The following is a 19,575-nucleotide window of genomic DNA, read 5'->3' as shown; positions in this document are numbered from 1 at the left end:
CGCAGCTTCGGATCCTCACAGTTGTGACAGATCCTCGCGATCGCGGTGCCGCCTCTCGATGCGGTCGACCGGCGCCCTCAGGGCGGGTGAGGTCAGTTCCAGGTTGCGGTTGTCGCGCCCGGCGAGCATGTGGTCGAGCCAGCGTTCGTACCAGGCCAGGAAGTCCGTGGCCGACGAGACGTTGGGGCCCCAGAAGCCGTCAGCGTTTCCGGTGACGACCCGGCCCGCCAGGGGACCTGTGATGCCGAGAAGCACCAGGTCGGAGCACCCCGCCTCGATGATGTGCAGGAACAGATCACTTCGGTGAGACGGGCCGCCGGCGAACGTGAACCCCCGAGGGCGGCCGGGCTCCCCGTGGGGGTCCATCGTGAAGAGCCGACATGACTGCAAAGGCAGCAGGCCATAGAAAGGCGATGCCCCTCCCCCGCCCAGCATGGTCAGGAACTGGCACAGGATCCGAGAACCTACCGGCTGGGCCCCACGACAACTGGACGACCGGCATTCCGAGTTCGGCCCGAGCAGCACCATGCGCAGGAAGTCGGCCGGGCCGACTTCCTGTGCGTACGCCCACGCCGCCCGGCGGGTCCGGCCGGGCGGCATGGGCGAGTGGGGCTTCAGGCCACCGGTTGGCGGTCTCGGCCTGGGCTGGGAGTTGCGGCGCGTTCATCCGGGCGGTGGGGCATCCGCAGGACGGCGACCGCGCCGAGGCCGACGACGGCGATGGCGAGGAGCAGGAGGAGCGGGAGGACGAGGCCGATCAGGAGTCGCACGGGGCTTCGGTCCTCTCGTAGTGCCGGAGGATCGCGAGGAGGTTGAGAACGGTACTGGCGGGAGCCATGCCGAAGCGGACCGAGACGCGGCCGTCGACCCCCACGTGGTCCGTGGCCGCACCGGGCCAGAGGAGGCCGAACTTGCGGCCCCGCTCGTGGAGTTCGTCGAGCAGGGAGGCGACCTCCGGCTCGGTGTAGGTGCGCATGATCGCGTCGGCCGGCCCGGTCGGGCGGCGGTGGTCGGCGGTCACGCGGCGGCGTCCAGCTCGAACCAGCAGGACTTGCCGGACTTCCGGGGCTCCGTACCGAACCGGTCGGTGAGGGAGCGGACGAGGCGCAGGCCCCGGCCGGAGACCGCGAGGAGGTCGGAACCGTCGCGCTGGATCGGGGCGATGGGGTTCCCGTCGCTGACGGAGACCCGGAGCACGTGGTCGATCAGCGCGATGACGACGAGCGGCGCCGCACTGCCGCCGTGGCGCCAGGCGTTGACGAACAGTTCGAGGAGCGCGACCTCGGCATCGGCGACCAGGTCGGCGTCCCACCCGGCGCGCGCCGTGAGCTCGCGCAACTCTTCGCGCGCGGCCGACCAGTCAGGGGGGAGTCCAAGGGGAGACACGAAGGAACCTCCATGGGAGTCGAGAGATGACTCCGAGCGACCGATGATCAGTCAGGAGAGTCGACCCGGAGCATGATCGCGACGTGTGCACACGATGAAGCATCCAGCAATTGCTGTCAGTGTGCAGCCCGTCACACACAGCATGGGGCCAGGCGTCTGTGTTTGGCAACTCGTCATGATGTTTTGGATATATTCAAATCGAACGCCCAGCAGGGCCCCTACAGTGGCCATAGCCGGTGGCGAACGTGCCCGCCGGGAAGGCAAACTGGTCCACTGAGGCTCAGAGAGGGCGGGGATGGGCGGAGCAACAGGTCCGACGGTTCGGCGGAGGCAACTCGGGGCCGAACTCCGCCGCCGGAGAGAGGAAGCCGGCCTCTCACATGAGGAAGTCACCGAAGCGCTGAGCGGGATGAGCCAGCCGAAGCTGTCCCGCCTTGAGAACGGCCGGGGTGCCACCAAGGTCGATGACGTCAAGCGACTCCTCGCCCTCTACCGGTGCGAGGACCACGAGTTGATCAACGCGCTCGTGGATCTGGCCAAGCGCGGCGCACAGCGCGGAATGTGGTGGCAAAGCTACAGCGCTGACATCGGGGAGCCGCTTGGCAACCTCATCTCGTTGGAGGCAAGCGCCTCATCGATGCGCTCCTACGAAGGCTTCTTCATCCCAGGTCTTCTTCAGACTCCCGCCTACGCGCGCGAGATCATCAGGAAGCTCACTCTCCGCCCTGGAGTCAACGTCGAGGCACTCGTCGATGTCCGCATGGCACGCCAGAGCGCGCTGACCCGAGCCGAACCGCTCGCGCTGTGGGCAGTGATAAACGAAGCCGCAATCCGGTCCGGAGTCGGCGGGCCGAAGGTCATGGCTGAGCAACTCGCCAGGATCGCCGACAGAGCAAGCCAGCCCAACGTCAAGATCCAGGTGATGCCCATTGGTGCACCTGCGCACCATGGCATGGGCGGTGCCTTCTCCATCCTCGGATTTCCGCAACGGCAGGATCTCGACGTCGTCCTCGTGGAGGGCGCGTTGAACGACCTCTGGGTCGAGGACGCCGCCGATGTGGCGCTGTACTCGGCGAAGTTCGACGCCATCCGAGCGGATGCTCTGGGCCTCGACGACTCCCTCGCCCTGATCATCGAACAGAGAGACAAGCTCACATGACGTTCATCCCGAACGCAGCCACCATCGCCGCAGTCTGGCGCAAGTCATCACACAGCAACGAGTCCACGAACTGCGTCGAGTTCGCCCTGGGTGAGCCGGTCTCCTACATCCGTGACTCGAAGAACCCCTCCGGCCCCGCCCTGGCCTTCGACCGCGCGGCCCACTCCTCCTTCATCGCCGCCGTCGCCACCGGTGAGTTCGACTTCGGGCTGCTCTGATCACCGAATAGAGAAGCAGGCTCACATGCCCATATCCCTGAACCACACCATCGTTCCGGCCGTCGACAACGAGGCGGCAGCCCTCTTCTTCGCCTCCGTCATGGGCCTCGACTACCAGGGCGCCGACCGGCACTTCGCGCCGGTGCGGGTCAACGACTCCCTCACCCTGGACTTCATGACCGTCGAGGACCCGGTCGGCCATCATCTGGCCTTCGACGTGGACCCGGCCTCCTTCGACGGGATCCTCGCCCGGCTCCGCGAGGCCGAGGTGCCCTACGGCGACGATCCCCGCGAACCCGGCAACGGCCGGATCGACCACCCGTTGTGCCCTCGCGGGCTGTACTTCACCGACGAAGCCGGGAACCTCTACGAGGTCATGTCCCCCGCGTGAACTCCTCCGCTCCACGCGGTGCCCCGCCCACCCGGGCGGGGCACCGTCATTGCCGCTAGATCAGCCCGCGCCGCATGGCGTAGCCCACCGCGTGGGCCCGGTTGCGGAGGCCGAGGCGGGTGATGATCTCGTGCAGCACGTTCTTCACCGTGCGCTCCGAGTACGACGTCTTGGCGGCGATCTCGCTGGTGTCGAAGCCCTCCGCCACCAGCTTCAGCATCTCCGCCTCCCGTGCAGTTAACGTCGAGAGGGTCAGGCCGCGCCCGTCGAGCATGGTGCGCTGGAGGATGCCGATCCGGTCGAGCAGTTCGCCGAGCAGGTCGCCGGGCATCACGCCCTCCCCGTTGGCCAGCGCGGTGATGAGGTTCACCAGCCGGTCCTGGTCGGCCTCCGAGCGGCGCAGCACGGCGGCGACCCCGTTCTCCACGATGGTCTGCAGCCCGCCGGCCTCGAAGTGCCCCACCACCAGGCCTATCCGGCCGGTGGTGGCGAGTCGCAGCCGCCGCAGGTGTTCGGTCACCGTCTCCGTCAGCGCGTCGACCACCAGCAGGGAGACCTCGGCCTGCCCGGCCTCGCTCTCGTTCAGCAGGACGACCTCGGGCCGCTGGCGCAGCTGTTGGACCACGCCGGTCTGCAGGATGAGGTCCTCCGCGTAGACCGCCACCCGCACCTGGCTGGGCCTGCCGCGGAGTTGGGCGGGTACGCGCGGGACGGCGGCGCCGGCGGGCTTCGGTGCCACCGTGGCGCGGCGGGCTGTGACGGCTTCCTCACGGGTTGTATCGGTCGACGTCATCGAACTGCTCCATTCTGCAAGTGCCTGCGAGGGTGACGGCCGGGCGCCGCGGGGCGGTGCCGGCCGGGGGCTTGGGGGCGGGTCACGTGGAGCCGGGCCGGGCCCGCGACGGGACCGGGCGGGGTCTCCGGTCGGTCCGTACGGGCAAGGGGTGTGGCCCCCAGCTTGCCCGTACGGCCCTCTTCTCCGGCGCGGTACGGCCCTACCGTCACGCTATGACCACATCCGCCGAACTCGGCCTGCCAGCACTCACGGTGGCCCCCGGTGGCGTGGCCACCACGACCCTGACGGTCCGCAACGACCTCGACATCGTCGAGGCTTACACGTTCGAGGTGGTCGGCGACTGTGCCGGCTGGACGAAGGTGGAGCCGGCCCGGGTCTCGCTGTACCCGGGGACGTCCGAGACCGTGACGGTCCGGCTGGCCCCGCCCCGCTCCCCCGCCACCCGGGCCGGCGAGTTCCCGCTCGGCATCCGGGTGCTGCCGGTCGAGCGCCCCGACCTGGTGACGGTGCCGGAGGCCACGGTCACCGTGACGCCGTTCCAGGAGCTTCAGGCCGCGCTGGCCCCGCGCCGTCGCCGCGGCTGGCTGCGCGGGCGCTACCGGGCCTCGGTGCGCAACCTCGGCAACGCGCCGACCGGTGTGACGTTCACTCCGGGACAGGCCGGTGAGGACCTGCGGTTCCGGGTCACGCCGGAGAAGCTGCGGCTGGAGCCCGGCGAGTCCGGGGAGGTGCGGGTGCAGGCGCGCACCCGCAAGCTGATCTGGTTCGGCAAGCAGGCGACCTGGCCGTTCGAGGTGACGGTGGGCCCGGAGGAGCGGGCGGACGGCAAGGACGCGAAGGACGGCAAGCCCGGCAGGGACGGGAAGGACGCGAAGGAGGAGAAGGCGCCGGAGGCCGCACCGGGCGCCGCGCAGCCGCCCGTCCAGAAGCCGCTGCTGGACGGCGAGTTCCTCCAGCTGCCGATCTTCCCGAAGTGGCTGCTCGCGCTGCTGGCGGCGCTGATCGCGCTGCTGCTGGCCTGGTTCGCCCTGGTCCGTCCGGCGGTGCGCAGCTCCGCGAAGCAGGCGGCCGAGAAGGCCGTCGCCCAGCAGATCGCCACCCCGGCCCCGCCCGCCGGCGTTCCGGCCGGTGACACACCGGGCAGCCCCGGTACCGGGAGCACCCCGGGCGGCCAGACCAAGCCGGGCGCCGGGAAGCCGACCACCGGCCCGGGCAGCCAGGGCGGTCCGGGCGGCCTGGCGGTGCCGGGGACCGGCCGGCAGAGCTCTGCCGCGATCGACGTCGTGACCGAGACCGGAACCGCCAAGACCGGCAGTTACCAGGTGCCGCACGGCAAGGTCTTCGACATCACCGACCTCGTGGTCGCCAACTTCCAGGGCGACCAGGGGCTGGTGACCATCATGGCCGGCAACACGACCATCACCACGATCGCCTTGGAGACCTTCCGCAACCAGGACTACCACTGGGTGACTCCCCTCCAGGTCCCCGAGGACCAGGCCGTGACCGCGAACGTGACCTGCGAGGTGCCGGGCACCCCGGCCTCGGGCAAGCAGGCGCCCACGTGCCACGAACTCCTCAACGTCAGCGGGACCCTGAGCGACATCCGGCAAGGAAACTGAGCGTTTCCAGGCCGTTCGTCTCCGAATTCCCGCTCCTCCCCCACGTCCCCCTCACGTCTCGTGACCATGTCAATACCCGACGGACACTGTTGCATCGTGCACCCGTCCGAACCAAACCGACCCGCCCGTAACCTGCTGTGATCTGCCCCTGAGGGCAACCGGCCTGGTCCCTGAGGGCAACCGGTACGCCCCCACGGGCGGTTCGGGATGCCCGACCCGGAAAAGCCGAACGCCGGTCCCCGCCCAACCAGGGCGGGGACCGGCGTTCGGTGTCTGTCGCGGGTGGCGGCCGCCGGATCAGAACCAGTGCAGGCAGTGCGGCGTGCGCTCGGCGCGGAACAGGGCGTCGGCGAGGGCGGCCGCGCCGGGGCGGTGGGCCAGGACGTGCCCGGCCCGGACGAGCGCGCTCGGGGCGGTGCCGCCGAGGTAGACCGCGCCCAAGTCCCGGATGTCCAGGGAGAGGTCCGGCTCCCGGTCGGTCGGGACGCACTCGGCCTTCCCGTCCCGGACGGTCAGCAGGTGGCGGTGGTGCTCGCCGAGGAACGGGTCGTCGACGTCCAGGACGAGCTCGCCGTCCGTGAACCAGCCGCGCGAGGTCAGCGCGCGCGGGACGTCCAGCAGCCGTACCCAGAGCCAGTCGGTCTCGCCGCCCGGCTGGACGGCGCGGAAGTCCTCCAGCTGCCAGCGCAGCGGGTGCTCCGCCGGGACGTGCTTGAGTACGACCTGGGCGGCCAGGTCGTGGCCGAGCACGAACCGGGCGAGGTCGGTGTAGCCGGCGTCGTCGACGGCGATGGTCTCGTCGACCGTCAGGGTGTCCCCGTCCATCGAGTAGCTGGCGTACCCGTCCGGCGTTCCGTCGGCGCCGCGGTGGACGGCGACGTGGCGCACCGTCGGGGCGGTCGGCACCTGGCCCGCGCCCAGCTCCCACCAGCGGCGCGGCCGGGACAGCGCGCCGGGCTGGGCGCGGCGGTAGCGGTCGTAGACCTCCTCGATGATCCGCCCGCAGTCGGCCCGCTTGAACAGCTCGACCGAGCCGCCCGCCTGAGCCCCGGCCGCCAGGCGCACCGCCCGGGGCGCGGCGAAGGCGGCCTGGTGGCGCTGCACCGTCAGCCGCTGGGTGTACGTCGCCGGGCCGTAGCCGAACCGGCCGTAGATCCCGGCCTCGGAGGCCAGCAGCACCGACAGGAACTCCCCCCGGCCCCGCAGCTCGGCGAGCTGGTGCCGCATCATCGCGGTGAGCACGCCCTGGCGCCGGTGGGTGGGCAGGACGCCGACGGCCGTCACTCCGGAGGTCGGGACGACGACCTGCCCGGGCAGGGTGAGTTCGAAGGTGTACGCACCGGCGGTGCCGACGGGCCGCCCGTCCGCCGTCACGGCGAGCAGGTTGCGGTCCATCTCGGTCGCGGCCCACCAGACCCCGCCGCCGTCCGCGCCGGGGGTGTCCGAGAAGCGCCCCAGCGCGGTGTGGAAGGTGGCGACGAACGCGTCGAGGTCCTGGTCGGTCGTGGAACGGATCTCCATGTGGTGCTGCTGCCTCCCCGTGTTGCCGACGCCACTTCGTTTGGCGCCCCCCGAAGTTCAGCGCGGCCGCGCGACCGGGTCAACCGAATTAGGAGTCGTCGGAGGTCCTCCGTGCCGGCGGTCCGGGTGGCCCGCGCCGCGCAGCAGCGAGCCGAGCGAGAGCATCGCGGACAGGCCGAGCAGCACCGTGGACCAGAACCAGAAACGCACCCAGGTGTCGGGGACGGGCAGCAAGACCGCCAGCACCGCCGGATACAGGACCAGCAGCCACGCCAACCGCCGCTCCGCTCCGGCCTGTTGGCGCAGCCGCCCGGCCGCCCGCTCGCCCTGCCCGGCGGCCCCACCGGTGACCAGCCGCAGCCCCTCGGCGGTGGTCAGCCGACACGTGTGCACCAGCGCCGCGATCATCGTGAGGAGCAGGGCGAGCCCCAGCAACTGGGCCCATTCGGGCACGCTGGGCCGGCCTGACGTGGTGACCACCAGCATCGGCACCGCGAAGAGCAGGGTGCTCGACGCCTCGAAGGCGACGAGCCGGGCGGCGGGGGTACGGGGCGCGGCCACCGACGTCTCCCAGGACAGGAGTCTCCGGTGGCCGCGGGCGCAGCCGTTCGCCCGGCGGCGGTGCGAACCCGTCATGACCCCGGCTGCGCTTCACCGGCGCCCGCGCGGACGGGCCCGTCGGAGCCGGACCGGTCCGGGGCGACGCGCGGCGCCGTCAGGACGTACTCGTCCGGGTCGATGGCCCGGGTCCGACGGCGGAACCGCCAGGTCGACGCGGGCCAGATGGTGGTGACACGGCCCGTGCGGTCCTGGTACCAGCCGGAACAGCCGCCCGCGGCCCAGACCGTGGGGGCCATCCGCTCCTCCAGTTCGGCGTTGTACGCGTGCTGCGCCTCCGCGCGCACGTCCACGGAGCCCAGACCGCGGCTCCGCATCAGCCGCAGGGTGCTGAGGAGGTAGTTGATCTGCGACTCGATCATGTGGATGAGGCTGGTGTGTCCCACGCCCGTGTTGGGTCCCGCCATCAGGAACAGGTTGGGGAATCCCGCGACGGTCGTGCCGAGGTGTGCCTGCGGGCTGCCCTGCCAGACCTCGTCCAGGGACCGTCCGTCACCACCGATGACGTGCTTCGCGTAGGAGGCGTCGGTGACCCGGAATCCGGTCCCGAAGACCAGGACGTCCACCGGATGCGCGGTGCCGGCGGATGCGGTGCCGGCGGACGCGGCCGGAGTGCCTCCGCGCGGGGTGGTGAGGACCGTGTCCGGTCCGATGCTCGCGATCGGGTCGGTGACGACGCGGACGTTGGGTTGCACCAGTGCCGGGTAGTAGTCGTCGGAGAGCAGGACCCGCTTGCAGCCCAGCGCGTAGTCCGGGGTCAGCTTGGACCTCAGCTCGGGGTCCTCGACCTGGCGGTGCAGGTGGGCCAGGGCCTCCCGGCGCCCCAGCTCGGACATGGCGCGGTTGCCGAGCAGGGCCGGCAGCGTCGCCTCCCGTGCCAGGTACTCCCAGCCCCGCGCCAGTCGCTGCGCCGTCGGGGACAGCTGGAACAGGCGGTGCTGCCACGCCGGTACCGGCCGGTCCCGGCGCGGGGCGATCCATGACGGAGTGCGCTGGAAGACGGTCACCTGCCGGGCCGTGCGCTGCAGGTGGGGGACGAACTGGACGGCGCTCGCGCCGGTGCCGATCACGCCCACCCGCTTGGCCGACAGGTCCAGGTCGTGCCGCCACCCGGCGGAGTGGAACGCCTCTCCGGTGAAGCCGGCCAGACCGGGCAGCGCGGGGACGGCCGGCTCCGAGAGGGGCCCTTGGGCCATCACCAGCAGCCCGGCGCTGAGCGGTCCGGTGCTGGTGTCCAGCTCCCAGCGCAGCCGCTCGGCGTCCCAGGTGGCGCGCCGCAGTTCGCAGCCGAGCCGCAGGTGGGGCGCCAGGCCGTACCGGCCGACGCAGTGCTTCAGGTACCGGTCGATCTCCTCCTGGGGCGCGAAGCGCCTGCTCCAGGCGGGGTTGGGTGCGAACGAGAACGAGTACAGGCGCGAGGGCACGTCACAGGCGCAGCCGGGATAGGCGTTGTCCCGCCAGGTGCCGCCGACCTCGTCGGCCCGCTCCAGGACCAGCAGGTCGCGGTGGCCCTCCCGCAGCAGCCGGATGGCCGTGCCGAGGCCCGCGAATCCCGCGCCGACGATGACGACGGACACGTGTCCGGGTGAGGCGCCGGCCGCTTCGCGCGGGGCCGGGCTCGTGGTGTGCGGGTCGGTCATGGTTCCCCTCCGGCCGAAGACTGTTCGAACTGAATGCTATCGTAGACATAACGATCGTAACTCTTACGATAGATGGAGTGGCGAATGAGGATTCTGGCTCTCGGAGGCCCCGGAGCGATGGGCGCCGTGGCGGTACGCGTGGCCGCCGGACTCACCGGCGTCACCGAGATCGTCGTGGCCGACCGGAACCCGGAGGCGGCCCGGACGCTGGTGCGCCGGCTCGACGAGGGCGGCACGGGTGGCGCGCCGATGCGGGCGCTGACGGTGGACGTCACCGACGGCCCCGCCCTGCACGCCGCCCTGGAGGGCGCGGACGCCGTCCTCAACACCGTCGGCCCGTACTACCGCTTCGGCCTGACCGTGCTGCGGGCCGCGATCGCGACCGGCACCCACTACCTGGACATCTGCGACGACTGGGAGCCGACCCTGCGGATGCTCGGCCTGGACGAGGAGGCCCGGGCCGCCGGGGTCCGTGCCGTGGTGGGCATGGGCGCCAGCCCCGGTGTCAGCAATCTGCTGGCCACACGTGCCGTCCGGCACCTGGACCAGGTCCAGGACCTGTACACCGCCTGGCCCGTCGACGTCTCCGGCAGCGGTGGGGACGACGAGCAGCTCAGCGACCCCGACGGGCGCCCCAGCGCGGCCGCCGTGCACTGGATGGAGCAGATCAGCGGGAAGGTCGCGATGGTCAGCGGCGGACGGCTCGTCCACCGGCGGCCGCTCCAGCCGGTCGCGCTCTCCGTGTCCGCCGGACGCACCGGCACGGCCTACACCGTCGGCCACCCCGAGCCGGTCACCCTGCACCGCAGCTTCCGACCGGCCGGCGAGGCCGCCAACCTCATGGTCGTCACCCCCGGCACACTCGCCTACCTCGACGTCCTGCGCCGCGACATCGACGCCGGAAGACTCACCAACGAGACCGCGGCGGCCGCACTCGCCAAACCCACGGTGGGCCGCGCGCTGCGGGCCACCGCGGGTGCCATGACCCGCAAGGGACCCGGCTCACTGCCACCGTTCTTCGCCGCCGCCACGGGCACCCGCGACGGCCGCCGCGTCACCGTCCTGGCCCGGCTCGCCGACACGCCCGGAGCCTCGGCGCTGATCGACGACATGGCGGAGGCGACCGGCCTGCCCCTGGCGCTGGGGCTCGCGCAACTGCTGGACGGCACCGGTGGCCGCCCCGGCGTCCACCCGCCGGAGACGGCCATCGACGCCGACCGCTTCTTCCTCGACCTGGCACGCCACGTGCCCGACCTTCCCGGCGACGACGGCCCCCGCGACGGCGTGGTCATCGACGTGACCCCGGCCCCGTGAGACTCGTCCACCGCACCCGCGGCCGCCCCGGTCCGGATCGGGGCGGCCATGACGGCCGACCTCGCCCCGCGCCCCCGACGGGCGGCAGGCACTACATTGGAGCGGAGAGGGGCGCCGATCCCGAGCGGGGTGGCCGATGCACTCGATCACCGACTGGCTGAGCGGCCTGTCCGGCCCGGTCGTGTGCGTGGTCGTCGCGGCCCTCGTGTTCGCCGAGGACGCCCTCTTCTTCAGCTTCTTCCTCCCCGGCGAGACCGCCGCCGTCCTCGGCGGGTTCCTCGCCCACCAGGGCAGGGCCCCGGTCGGCTGGCTCGTCCTGGCCGTGGTCTGCGCGGCCGTCCTCGGCGACACCGCCGGCTACGAGATCGGCCGCCACCTCGGCCCGAGGATCCTCGACACCCGCCCGATGCGGCGCCACGCCAACCGGGTCGACCAGGCGCAGGAGCTGATCCGCCGGCGCGGGCCGGCCGCCGTCTTCTTCGGCCGGTTCGTCGCCTTCTTCCGCGCCATGGTGCCCACCCTGGCCGGCATGTCCCGGATGCCCTACCGCCGCTTCGTCCTGTTCAACGCCCTCGGCGGGGTCCTCTGGGGCGTCGGGTTCACCCTGCTCGGCTACTTCGCCGGAGCCGCCTACGCCCGGGTCGAGGGCACCGTCGGCCGGGTCCTCGCCCTGGTGATCGGCGCGTTCGTCGTCGTCTCCCTCGCCGTCTGGTGGTTCCTGCGCCGACGCGGGTCCGGGGAGGGCGACCGCACCCCGGCCCGGGCCCAACGGGACGGAGAGCAGCGGGACGGGGAGCGGCGGGAGCAGGAGCGACGGGACAGCGGGCAGCGGGGCGGGCGGCCCTGACGCCGCCGCCCCCTCACCGGCGCCCGCCGCCGCTTCCGGTCACCAGCGGCCGTGCACCTGCGCCCGGATCCGCCGGTCGTACAGCTCGCGCACGGCGGCCAGGGTGGCCGGCGGGAGCGGCGCCGAGTCGGCCGCCGCCGCGTTGGCCCGGGCCTGCGCCACGTTGCGCGCCCCGGGGATCACCGTCGTCACCCCCGGCTGCTGGGTGACCCAGCGCAGCGCCGCCTGCGCCGAGCTCACCCCCTCGGGCGCGAACGCGGCGAACTCCGCCGCCGCCTCGACGCCCGTCGCGAAGTCCACCCCGGAGAAGGTCTCCCCCTGGTCGAAGGACTCGCCGTGGCGGTTGTACGTGCGGTGGTCGTCCGCCGCGAAGACGGTGTGCTCGTCGTACCGGCCGGACAGCAGCCCCGAGGCCAGCGGCACGCGGGCGAGGATGCCCACCCCGGCCGCCTCGGCGGCGGGCAGCACCTGCTCCAACGGCTTGAGCCGGAACGCGTTCAGGATGATCTGCACGCTCGCGACGTTCGGGCGCGCGATCGCGGTCAGCGCCTCCGCACAGGTCTCCACGCTCACCCCGTACGAGGCGATCCGCTCCTCCGCCACCAGGGTGTCCAGGGCGTCGAACACCTCGTCCGAGGAGTAGACCGGCGTCGGCGGGCAGTGCAGCTGCACCAGGTCGAGCCGGTCCACCCCCAGGTTGTCCCGCGAACGGTCGGCCCACGCACGGAAGTTGGCGAGGTTGTAGTGCTCGGGCCGCTGCTCGACCCGGCGGCCGAACTTGGTGGCGACGAACACCCCGGCGTCCGGGCGGTCCTTCAGGAAGCGGCCGATCAGCCGCTCGCTGCGGCCGTCGCCGTAGACGTCGGCGGTGTCGAAGAGGGTGACACCGGCCTCCACCGAGGCCTCCAGCACGGCGAGGGCGTCCTCCTCCCGGACATCCCCCCAGTCCGCACCGAGCTGCCAGGTGCCGAGTCCGACGATCGAGACGGGACGGCCGGTCCGGCCGAGTACGCGCTGTTCCATGGGGGCGAGCCTCTCACGCGGCGACCCCAGCGCACCACGCCGCACTCCGGCGCACTACGCGGCACCGCAGGCACACCGCGTCGCACCGCCGACGGCTCCGGACGTCCGGGTGGAAAGCTGGGGACACCGACGTCGGCACCACCTGCGAGGCCCACCCGTGACCGTATCGATCGCCCTGTTCACCCAGGACCTCCGGCTGCACGACAACCCCGTGCTGCACGCCGCCCGCGCCGCGGCCGACCGGGTCGTCCCGCTGTTCGTCCTGGACCCCGCCGTCGAGGGCGCCGGCTTCGCCGCGCCCAACCGGCTGGCGTTCCTGGCCGACTGCCTCGCCGACCTGGACGCCTCGCTGCGCCGGATCGGCTCCCGGCTGGTCGTGCGGCGCGGCGAGCCCGCCGAGCAGGCGGCCAGGGTCGCGGCCGAGGCCGAGACCGGTGCCGAGGCCGGTGCCGCCACCGTCCACGTCGCCGCGGGCGTCAGCGCCTTCGCGCACCGACGGGAGGAACGGCTGCGCGAGGTCTTCGGCGACCGCCTGCACGTCCACGACGCCTCGCTGACGGTCGTCCCGGCGGGCCGGATCACCCCGGCCGGCCGGGACCACTACGCGGTCTTCACCCCGTACCACCGCGCCTGGCAGCAGACGCCCCACCGCACGGTGCTGGGCGCGCCCCGGACGCTCGACACCCCGGACGGCATCGGCGGCGAGCGCCTCCAGCCCACCGGGCCGCTCTCGCCCGCGCTGCCGCCCGGCGGCGAGACGGCGGCCCGGCGGCGGTGGCGGCGCTGGGACGTCGACGCGTACGCGCGGGTGCACGACGACCTCGCCGCCGACGCCACCTCCCGGCTCTCCCCGTACCTGCACTTCGGCTGCCTGTCCGCCACCGAACTCGTCGAGCGCGCCCTGCGGCACGACGGCGAGGGCGCGCAGGCCTTCGTCCGGCAGCTCGCCTGGCGGGACTTCCACCACCAGGTGCTCGCCGCCCGCCCGGACGCCGCCCACCGCGACTACCGGGACAGGGACGACCACTGGCACCGGGACGAGCGCGAGGCCGAAGCCTGGCGGCAGGGCCGCACCGGCTACCCGATCATCGACGCCGGGATGCGCCAGCTCGCCGAGGAGGGCTGGATGCACAACCGGGCCCGCCTGCTGACCGCGGGCTTCCTCGCCAAGTCCCTGTACCTGGACTGGCGGATCGGGGCCGCCCACTTCCTGTCGCTGCTGGTCGACGGGGACGTGGCCGACAACCAGCTCAACTGGCAGTGGGTCGCCGGCACCGGCACCGACACCCGCCCCAACCGGGTGCTCAACCCGCTGCGCCAGGCCGACCGCTACGACCCGGACGGCGCGTACGTCCGCCGCTGGGTCCCCGAGCTCGCCCACCTGCCCGGCCCGGCCGTCCACCGCCCCTGGCTGCACGACGCCGACTACCCGGCGCCGCTCATCGCCCCGGACGCCCTCACCGAGCGGTTCCGCCGGGGGCGGGGCCTGGACTGAGTTTCATAGCCCGGACCGAGCGCGAGGGCCTGGGCTGAGCCAGGAGGCGGACGGGCGCACGGTACCCCGGTACTACGGCCCCGGCGATGATCGGCCCCGGGTACCACGGATCGCCGCGCCGTCGAACCTAGCGTGGAAGGTACCGGCGGCCGGGACGACCCGGCCCACGAACGTTGAGGGTGAGCGATGATCGAGGCGCACCAGCTGACGAAGCGGTACGGGGAGAAGACCGCCGTCGATCGGCTGGACTTCACGGTCCGGCCGGGTACGGTCACCGGCTTCCTCGGGCCCAACGGGGCGGGCAAGTCCACCACCATGCGGATGATCGTCGGACTGGACGCGCCGACCGGCGGCTCGGTCCGCGTCAACGGCCGCCGCTACGCCGAGCACGCCGCTCCGCTCCAGGAGGTCGGCGCACTGCTGGAGGCCAGGTCGATCCACCCCGGCCGCTCGGCGTTCAACCACCTGATGGCGCAGGCCCACACCCACGGCATCCCGCGCCGCCGCGTCGACGAGGTGATCGAGCTGACCGGCCTGCGGTCGGTGGCGCGGAAGCGGGCCGGGGCGTTCTCGCTCGGCATGGGCCAACGGCTGGGGATCGCCGCCGCCCTGCTGGGCGACCCGGCGACGGTGATGCTCGACGAGCCGGTCAACGGGCTCGACCCCGAGGGCGTCCTGTGGATCCGCAACCTCCTCACCTCGCTCGCCGCCGAGGGCCGCACCGTCTTCGTCTCCTCCCACCTGATGAGCGAGGTCGCCCTCGTCGCCGACCACCTGATCATCGTCGGACGGGGCCGCCTGCTGGCCGACACCACCGTCCAGGACCTGGTCCGCGAGGCCGGCGGCGACGCCGTCACGGTGGCCAGCGCCGACCCGGCCCGGCTGCGCACCCTGCTCGCCGGCCCCGGCGTGGAGATCTCCGGCCGCTCCGGCTCCGAGGAACTCCTCGTCACCGGCCGCACCGCCCGCGAGATCGGCCTGACCGCCGCCTCGCACGGCATCGCCCTGTTCGAACTCGCCACCCGCACGGTCTCCCTGGAGCAGGCGTTCATGGACCTCACCCGGGACGCCGTCGAGTACCACGGCGCCACCACCACCGCCACTGTCGAGACCCCGAGGAGCGCGGCATGAGCACCCTCGCACCGAGCCAGACCGCCACGCCCGCCGGCCCCGGGCCCGAGCGCCCCGTCTACAAGGTCACCGCCGCGCGCGTGCTGCGCTCGGAGTGGGCCAAGCTGTGGTCCCTGCGCTCCACCTGGATCACCCTCGGCCTGGCCCTGCTGTTCCTGGTCGCGTTCGGCCTGATCGCCGCCGTCCAGTTCAAGTCCAGGCTCGACTCCGGCCGGCACCTGGACCGGGACTTCTCCGACGCCACCGCCCTGAGCCTGTCCCTGTTCGGCACCAACTTCGCCCAGCTCGCGCTCGGCGTCCTCGGCGTGCTGATCGCCGCCGGCGAGTACTCGACCGGCATGATCCGCTCCACCCTCGCCGCCGTGCCGCGCCGCCTGCCGGTCCTCTGGTCCAAGGCGGCCGTGTACGGCGTGATCGCCCTGCTGCTCGGCACCGTCGGCGTGTTCGTCGCCTTCCTCACCGACAGCGGCATCCTGTCCGGCACCCGCGTGGCGATGGACCTCTCCAGCGCCGGCGCCGTCCGCGGACTGCTCGGCGCGGGCCTCTACCTCGCCCTCGTCGGCGTGATCGGCGTCGCCCTGGGCGCGCTGCTGCGCTCCGTGGCCGGCGGCATCTCCGTCCTGGTGGCCACCCTGATGCTGGTCCCCGGCCTCGTCTCGCTGCTCCCCACGTCCTGGCAGAGCCACATCAGCCCGTACCTGCCCAGCCACGCGGGCGAGGCGATGTTCGCCCTGCACCACGACTCGACCACCCTGTCGCCCGCCGCCGGGCTGGCGGTCTTCCTCCTGTGGACGGTGCTCGCCCTGGCCGGCGCAGCGGTGCGACTCGTGCGCAGCGACGTCTGAGAGACTCCGCTGCGGCACCCGGTCCTCCGGGTGCCGCAGCCCCGCCCCTCCCTCGTACGACAGGTGACGACCGTGAGCCACCTCGACACCCGGGGACCGGTCCCGTCCGCGCCGCCGCCCGTGCCCGACCCGCTCCCCTCCCACCCGGCCTTCGCGCGCCTGGCCCGCCTGGGCCAGCGGATCCGGCAGGCCGACCGCTCCGACCCGTGGGTCCTGGACACCGCCGTGGTCGTCATGGTCCTCCTGATGTTCGGCCTGCCGGACCTCCTCCACGGCGACGTCGACCACGCGCGCGAGCACCGGATCCACTTCACCCGGCTGCCCCTGGCCGCGACCCTCGCCCTCCAGGCGGGCCTCGTCCTGCCCCTGCTGTGGCGCCGGCGGCGCCCGACGGCGGCGTTCGCGGCCATCATGACCGTCTTCGTCGTCCAGTGGTCCACGGGCGCGGCACTGCGGGCCGACGCCGCCCTGCTCGTCGCCCTCTACAGCCTGGCCCTGCACGGGAGCCTGCGGCACCTGGCCTGGGCGTGCGCGGCCATGGCCGCGGCGAGCACCCTGGTCGCCGCGGAGGTGTCCTCCGGGCTGCCCGTCGGCGACGCGCTGTTCTTCCTGTTCAGCGCCGCGACGGCGGCCGTCGCCCTCGGCATCGCGGTACGGATCCGCCGCGCCCAGCTCGCCGGGCTGCGGGAACGCGCGGCCCGGCTGGAGATCGAGCGCGACCAGCGCAGCCGGCTGGCCGCCGTCACCGAGCGCACCAGGGTCGCCCGGGAGATGCACGACATCATCGGCCACAACCTGTCCGTCATCGTCACCCTCGCCGACGGCGGCGCCTACGCGGCCGAGGCCTCCCCCGAACGCGGACGCGAGGCGCTGCTGCTGATCGGCGACACCAGCCGCCAGGCGCTCGGCGAGCTGCGGCGGATGCTCGGCGTCCTGCGCGACCAGGGCGAGGACGCCGAACTCACCCCGCAGCCGGGCATCGCCGACGTCGACGGGCTGTGCGCCCGCATCCGCGCGGCCGGCCCCCAGGTGGTGTACACGGCCGCCGGGGACCTCGACGCCCTCGACCGCGGGGTCCAGCTGATGGCCTACCGCATCGTCCAGGAGTCGCTCACCAACACCCTGAAGCACGCCGGCCCCGGCACCCGGGCCCACGTCACCCTCACCTCCGAGGACGACCGGCTGCGGGTGCGCGTACGGGACAGCGGCCCGCCCGACGGCCCCCCGCCGTCCGCCCCCGGCCGGCCGCCCCGCGAGGGCCACGGCCTCGCCGGCATACGGGAACGCGCGGCCCTGTACGGCGGCACCGTCACGGCGGGCCCCGGGCCCGGGGCAGGATGGACCGTGGAGGCCGTACTCGACCTCACCCCCGACCCGACAGGCGGCCCCGCGTGACCACCCTCCTCATCGTGGACGACCAGCCCTTGCAGCGGTACGGCTTTCGCATGCTGCTGGAGAGCCAACCCGACACCGAGGTCGTCGGCGAGGCCGCCCACGGCGCCGAGGCCGTCCGGCTCACCGCCGACCTGCGGCCCGACGTCGTCCTGATGGACATCCGCATGCCCGGCATGGACGGCATCGAGGCCACCCGCCGGATCGTCGCCACCGGCGGCCGCTCCCGCGTCCTCGTGCTGACCACCTTCGACCTCGACGAGTACGCCCACTCCGCCCTGCGGGCCGGCGCCAGCGGCTTCCTCCTCAAGGACGCCCGCCCCGAGGAGCTGCTCTCCGGGATCCGCGCCGTCGCGGTCGGCGACGCCGTCGTCGCCCCCGCCATCACCCGGCGCCTCCTCGACGCGTACGCCCACCACCTGCCGACCCGGCCGCCGGGCGCCGCCCCCGTCGAGGACAGCCGGCTGAACGCCCTCACCGACCGCGAGCGCGAGATCCTCGTCGCCGTCGCCCAGGGCTGGAGCAACAACGAGATCGCGAGCCGCCTCGTGCTCGCCGAGTCGACCGTCAAGACCCACGTCAGCCGCGTGATGGCCAAGATCGGCGCCCGCGACCGCGTCCAGGCCGTGATCTTCGCCTACGACCGCGGCCTCACCCGCCCCAACCCGCCCGCCTGACGGCCGCCCGGCCCCGGCCGCCCCTGCCGCGCGCGCCGAAGCCCGGCCCGGAGAACCGGGCCGGGCGTGATATCCGCCCCACGGCACCGCGATGGCGGCCCGCTGGGGTGGAGACGGTCTTCGCTCGTTCAGGGCCCCTCCCTCGATCCGCAATCGCTCCCGCCGACCGGGCTCCGGTCAACGCCGGACTGCCCACCTTCACCCGCATGTGCGATATCCGGTGCGGCCCCTCTCCGAGACGATGAGCCCAGGAGCTGTACACGCTGACAGGGAGGCCATATGAACCGCTCTCGTTTCGGGATGCGACACCTGGCACGCATCGCGGCGGCCGCAGGCTGTGCCGCGGTCCTCGCCGTCACCCAGGCCTCACAGGCCTACGCGGCAAGCCGAACGGTCAGTTTCGAGTACGAGCACCTGTGGATCACCCCGGAGTTCGAGGCCGGCGACGGCAACATCCACTTCACTGTGAAGAGCTGCGACCACCCCAAGTCGGACATGACCGTCACACTGCGCCGAACCGATGGAATCAACACGGACCTCGGCCACGAGACCATCCTGTGCCACGAGGGCTACAGGGCCACGTTCGACGGACTGCGGGGAGGTACGTTCGAGTTCGAACTCGGCAAGCTCGACAACGGGAAGGCGTTCAAGGGCACCGCCACCTACTCCTTCACCGCCCCCAAGTAGCGACAGCGAAGTTCAGGCGGGCCCCGACCTGCCGAGTTCATCAGGCAGCGGCCGGGCCGTATGGAGACCGGACAACCGAGGCTGGAAGCACTCCGTCAGTTCCACGGGGTTCAGTCCCAGTCGGTGAACTCGTGCGTCCGGCGGCGGTAGGTCCTCGGGAGGGCGGCGAGGCGGTTCGGCGGCCAGAGGTCGGAGCGCTCGTTGAGGACCAACTCGCCGTCCTGGCGCACCAGCCAGACGTCCTCGTAGTCGAGGTGCAGGACCGCGTCGCCGGGTACCTGCGCGAGGAGGCCGTCGGTCAGGCGGGTCATGTCGTCCTGCTGGCCGGGGATGTCGGTGTGCTTGCCCAGCCGGAACGCGACCGAGACGGTCGGGGTGAAGACGCGGCCGCCGATCCGCGGGTCCCCCCAGGGAGTGGGCCTGCAAGGGGTCACCCGGATCCAGGTGCCGTGCTCGGTGAGCGCGCCGTCTCCGAGCAGGGTGTCGACGCTTGCGGTGGCGTCGAAGAGCCGCATCGGCCGGGCGGCGTCGGTGAGGCTCCGGGCGACCTCGGCCGTGGTCCACGTGGTCACCAGGTCGAGGCTGTAGGAGATCGCCATCTCCGTCCCTCCCTCTTTCTCCAGGCTGAGGGAAACCACCTTGCCGCACATGTCGATCACCGTGATGGTCGCGCCCGCCCCGGACACAGGACAGCGGTGTGACGTGGGGGTTGCCCCGCGGGGCACACCCCCGCACGTACCCACAGTGAGGGGGGGGTATGGCCCATCACCCCCGGGGGGCGGGGCCCCCCCAGCGGGCCCCCCCGGGGGGGGGTTG

22 protein-coding genes are annotated in these 19,575 nt (G+C 72.9%); 12 read left to right on the top strand and 10 right to left on the bottom strand.

The features are described 5' to 3' along the window. Window positions 1-15 precede the first annotated feature (15 nt). The 4 genes from ACFY4B_RS22885 to ACFY4B_RS22870 are packed head-to-tail and all read right to left on the bottom strand — an operon-like array spanning window position 16 to window position 1,386. Complete coding sequence (locus ACFY4B_RS22885) at window positions 16-600, bottom strand: hypothetical protein (RefSeq protein ID WP_387970391.1); 585 nt, start codon at window positions 598-600, stop codon at window positions 16-18. A 14-nt stretch (window positions 601-614) separates the two neighbouring features. Further along, on the bottom strand, window positions 615-770 hold the full coding sequence (locus ACFY4B_RS22880; RefSeq protein WP_387970388.1) for a hypothetical protein: 156 nt from the start codon (window positions 768-770) through the stop codon (window positions 615-617). Continuing rightward, window positions 758-1,021: a hypothetical protein gene (locus ACFY4B_RS22875; protein WP_117485911.1), complete on the bottom strand. Its 264-nt coding sequence runs from the start codon at window positions 1,019-1,021 to the stop codon at window positions 758-760. The genes ACFY4B_RS22880 and ACFY4B_RS22875 overlap by 13 nt, the downstream gene beginning before the upstream one ends. Next, window positions 1,018-1,386 carry an ATP-binding protein gene (locus tag ACFY4B_RS22870; RefSeq protein WP_387825295.1) on the bottom strand — a complete coding sequence of 123 codons (369 nt, stop codon included), beginning with the start codon at window positions 1,384-1,386 and terminating at the stop codon, window positions 1,018-1,020. Before ACFY4B_RS22870 ends, ACFY4B_RS22875 begins: the two co-directional genes overlap by 4 nt. A 295-nt stretch (window positions 1,387-1,681) precedes the next feature. Between ACFY4B_RS22870 and ACFY4B_RS22865 the strand changes: the two genes are divergently transcribed. The 3 genes from ACFY4B_RS22865 to ACFY4B_RS22855 are packed head-to-tail and all read left to right on the top strand — an operon-like array spanning window position 1,682 to window position 3,154. Next, the gene (locus tag ACFY4B_RS22865; RefSeq protein WP_074002712.1) at window positions 1,682-2,545 is read left to right on the top strand and encodes a helix-turn-helix transcriptional regulator; all 864 of its coding nucleotides are present in this window, start codon (window positions 1,682-1,684) and stop codon (window positions 2,543-2,545) included. After that, the gene (locus tag ACFY4B_RS22860) at window positions 2,542-2,763 is read left to right on the top strand and encodes a DUF397 domain-containing protein (protein WP_387970386.1); all 222 of its coding nucleotides are present in this window, start codon (window positions 2,542-2,544) and stop codon (window positions 2,761-2,763) included. The genes ACFY4B_RS22865 and ACFY4B_RS22860 overlap by 4 nt, the downstream gene beginning before the upstream one ends. 25 nt (window positions 2,764-2,788) lie before the next feature. Beyond that, complete coding sequence (locus tag ACFY4B_RS22855; RefSeq protein WP_387970384.1) at window positions 2,789-3,154, top strand: VOC family protein; 366 nt, start codon at window positions 2,789-2,791, stop codon at window positions 3,152-3,154. A gap of 55 nt (window positions 3,155-3,209) precedes the next feature. Here the strand turns inward: ACFY4B_RS22855 and ACFY4B_RS22850 are convergent, their stop codons facing one another. Continuing rightward, window positions 3,210-3,947 carry a response regulator transcription factor gene (locus tag ACFY4B_RS22850; RefSeq protein WP_387970381.1) on the bottom strand — a complete coding sequence of 246 codons (738 nt, stop codon included), beginning with the start codon at window positions 3,945-3,947 and terminating at the stop codon, window positions 3,210-3,212. A 215-nt stretch (window positions 3,948-4,162) separates the two neighbouring features. On the opposite strand from ACFY4B_RS22850, the gene ACFY4B_RS22845 reads away from it, so the two are divergent. Next, window positions 4,163-5,569 carry a hydrolytic protein gene (locus ACFY4B_RS22845; protein ID WP_387970378.1) on the top strand — a complete coding sequence of 469 codons (1,407 nt, stop codon included), beginning with the start codon at window positions 4,163-4,165 and terminating at the stop codon, window positions 5,567-5,569. A gap of 297 nt (window positions 5,570-5,866) precedes the next feature. Here ACFY4B_RS22845 and ACFY4B_RS22840 read toward each other — a convergent pair whose 3' ends face one another. From ACFY4B_RS22840 to ACFY4B_RS22830, 3 genes are read right to left on the bottom strand one after another with little or no spacing between them, the layout of a single operon-like run. After that, a complete protein-coding gene (locus tag ACFY4B_RS22840) occupies window positions 5,867-7,090 on the bottom strand; it encodes a GNAT family N-acetyltransferase (protein WP_387970376.1) in 1,224 nt (407 codons plus the stop codon). 57 nt (window positions 7,091-7,147) lie between these two features. Next, window positions 7,148-7,726, bottom strand: a complete 579-nt coding sequence (locus ACFY4B_RS22835; protein ID WP_387970373.1) for a hypothetical protein — start codon at window positions 7,724-7,726, stop codon at window positions 7,148-7,150. Next, window positions 7,723-9,348 carry a flavin-containing monooxygenase gene (locus ACFY4B_RS22830; protein ID WP_387970370.1) on the bottom strand — a complete coding sequence of 542 codons (1,626 nt, stop codon included), beginning with the start codon at window positions 9,346-9,348 and terminating at the stop codon, window positions 7,723-7,725. The genes ACFY4B_RS22835 and ACFY4B_RS22830 overlap by 4 nt, the downstream gene beginning before the upstream one ends. An 84-nt stretch (window positions 9,349-9,432) precedes the next feature. Here ACFY4B_RS22830 and ACFY4B_RS22825 point away from each other — a divergent pair, with 84 nt between their 5' ends. Both ACFY4B_RS22825 and ACFY4B_RS22820 read left to right on the top strand, forming a co-directional pair. Next, window positions 9,433-10,662, top strand: a complete 1,230-nt coding sequence (locus tag ACFY4B_RS22825) for a saccharopine dehydrogenase family protein (RefSeq protein WP_387970367.1) — start codon at window positions 9,433-9,435, stop codon at window positions 10,660-10,662. 136 nt (window positions 10,663-10,798) lie between these two features. Then, entirely contained in the window at window positions 10,799-11,509 is a 711-nt protein-coding gene (locus tag ACFY4B_RS22820) for a DedA family protein (protein ID WP_387970364.1), read from the top strand. A 39-nt stretch (window positions 11,510-11,548) separates the two neighbouring features. Here the strand turns inward: ACFY4B_RS22820 and ACFY4B_RS22815 are convergent, their stop codons facing one another. Further along, a complete protein-coding gene (locus tag ACFY4B_RS22815; RefSeq protein ID WP_117485927.1) occupies window positions 11,549-12,532 on the bottom strand; it encodes an aldo/keto reductase in 984 nt (327 codons plus the stop codon). Window positions 12,533-12,689: 157 nt separating this feature from the next. Between ACFY4B_RS22815 and ACFY4B_RS22810 the strand changes: the two genes are divergently transcribed. The 6 genes from ACFY4B_RS22810 (at window position 12,690) to ACFY4B_RS22785 (ending at window position 18,759) form a co-directional block, all read left to right on the top strand. Further along, window positions 12,690-14,027 carry a cryptochrome/photolyase family protein gene (locus ACFY4B_RS22810; RefSeq protein WP_387970361.1) on the top strand — a complete coding sequence of 446 codons (1,338 nt, stop codon included), beginning with the start codon at window positions 12,690-12,692 and terminating at the stop codon, window positions 14,025-14,027. A 186-nt stretch (window positions 14,028-14,213) separates the two neighbouring features. Next, a complete protein-coding gene (locus tag ACFY4B_RS22805; RefSeq protein WP_387970358.1) occupies window positions 14,214-15,158 on the top strand; it encodes an ABC transporter ATP-binding protein in 945 nt (314 codons plus the stop codon). Continuing rightward, window positions 15,155-16,003 (top strand): ABC transporter permease, encoded by an 849-nt coding sequence (locus ACFY4B_RS22800; RefSeq protein WP_117485935.1) that lies wholly within the window; start codon window positions 15,155-15,157, stop codon window positions 16,001-16,003. The genes ACFY4B_RS22805 and ACFY4B_RS22800 overlap by 4 nt, the downstream gene beginning before the upstream one ends. A 120-nt stretch (window positions 16,004-16,123) precedes the next feature. After that, window positions 16,124-17,398, top strand: coding sequence for a sensor histidine kinase (locus tag ACFY4B_RS22795; RefSeq protein WP_375873146.1), 1,275 nt, complete (start codon window positions 16,124-16,126; stop codon window positions 17,396-17,398). Beyond that, window positions 17,395-18,072, top strand: coding sequence for a response regulator (locus ACFY4B_RS22790; protein ID WP_387970354.1), 678 nt, complete (start codon window positions 17,395-17,397; stop codon window positions 18,070-18,072). The genes ACFY4B_RS22795 and ACFY4B_RS22790 overlap by 4 nt, the downstream gene beginning before the upstream one ends. A gap of 279 nt (window positions 18,073-18,351) precedes the next feature. Continuing rightward, window positions 18,352-18,759, top strand: coding sequence for a hypothetical protein (locus tag ACFY4B_RS22785; protein ID WP_375873093.1), 408 nt, complete (start codon window positions 18,352-18,354; stop codon window positions 18,757-18,759). 110 nt (window positions 18,760-18,869) lie between these two features. Here the strand turns inward: ACFY4B_RS22785 and ACFY4B_RS22780 are convergent, their stop codons facing one another. Beyond that, the gene (locus ACFY4B_RS22780; RefSeq protein ID WP_387970351.1) at window positions 18,870-19,358 is read right to left on the bottom strand and encodes a SitI3 family protein; all 489 of its coding nucleotides are present in this window, start codon (window positions 19,356-19,358) and stop codon (window positions 18,870-18,872) included. Window positions 19,359-19,575 lie beyond the last annotated feature (217 nt).

Origin of the sequence: Kitasatospora sp. NPDC001261 (assembly GCF_042896795.1) — a bacterium.
Taxonomy (GTDB): Bacteria; Actinomycetota; Actinomycetes; order Streptomycetales; family Streptomycetaceae; genus Kitasatospora.
The sequence above is the reverse complement of the archived record's forward strand: the minus strand, read 5'-3'. Positions and strand labels throughout refer to the sequence as shown.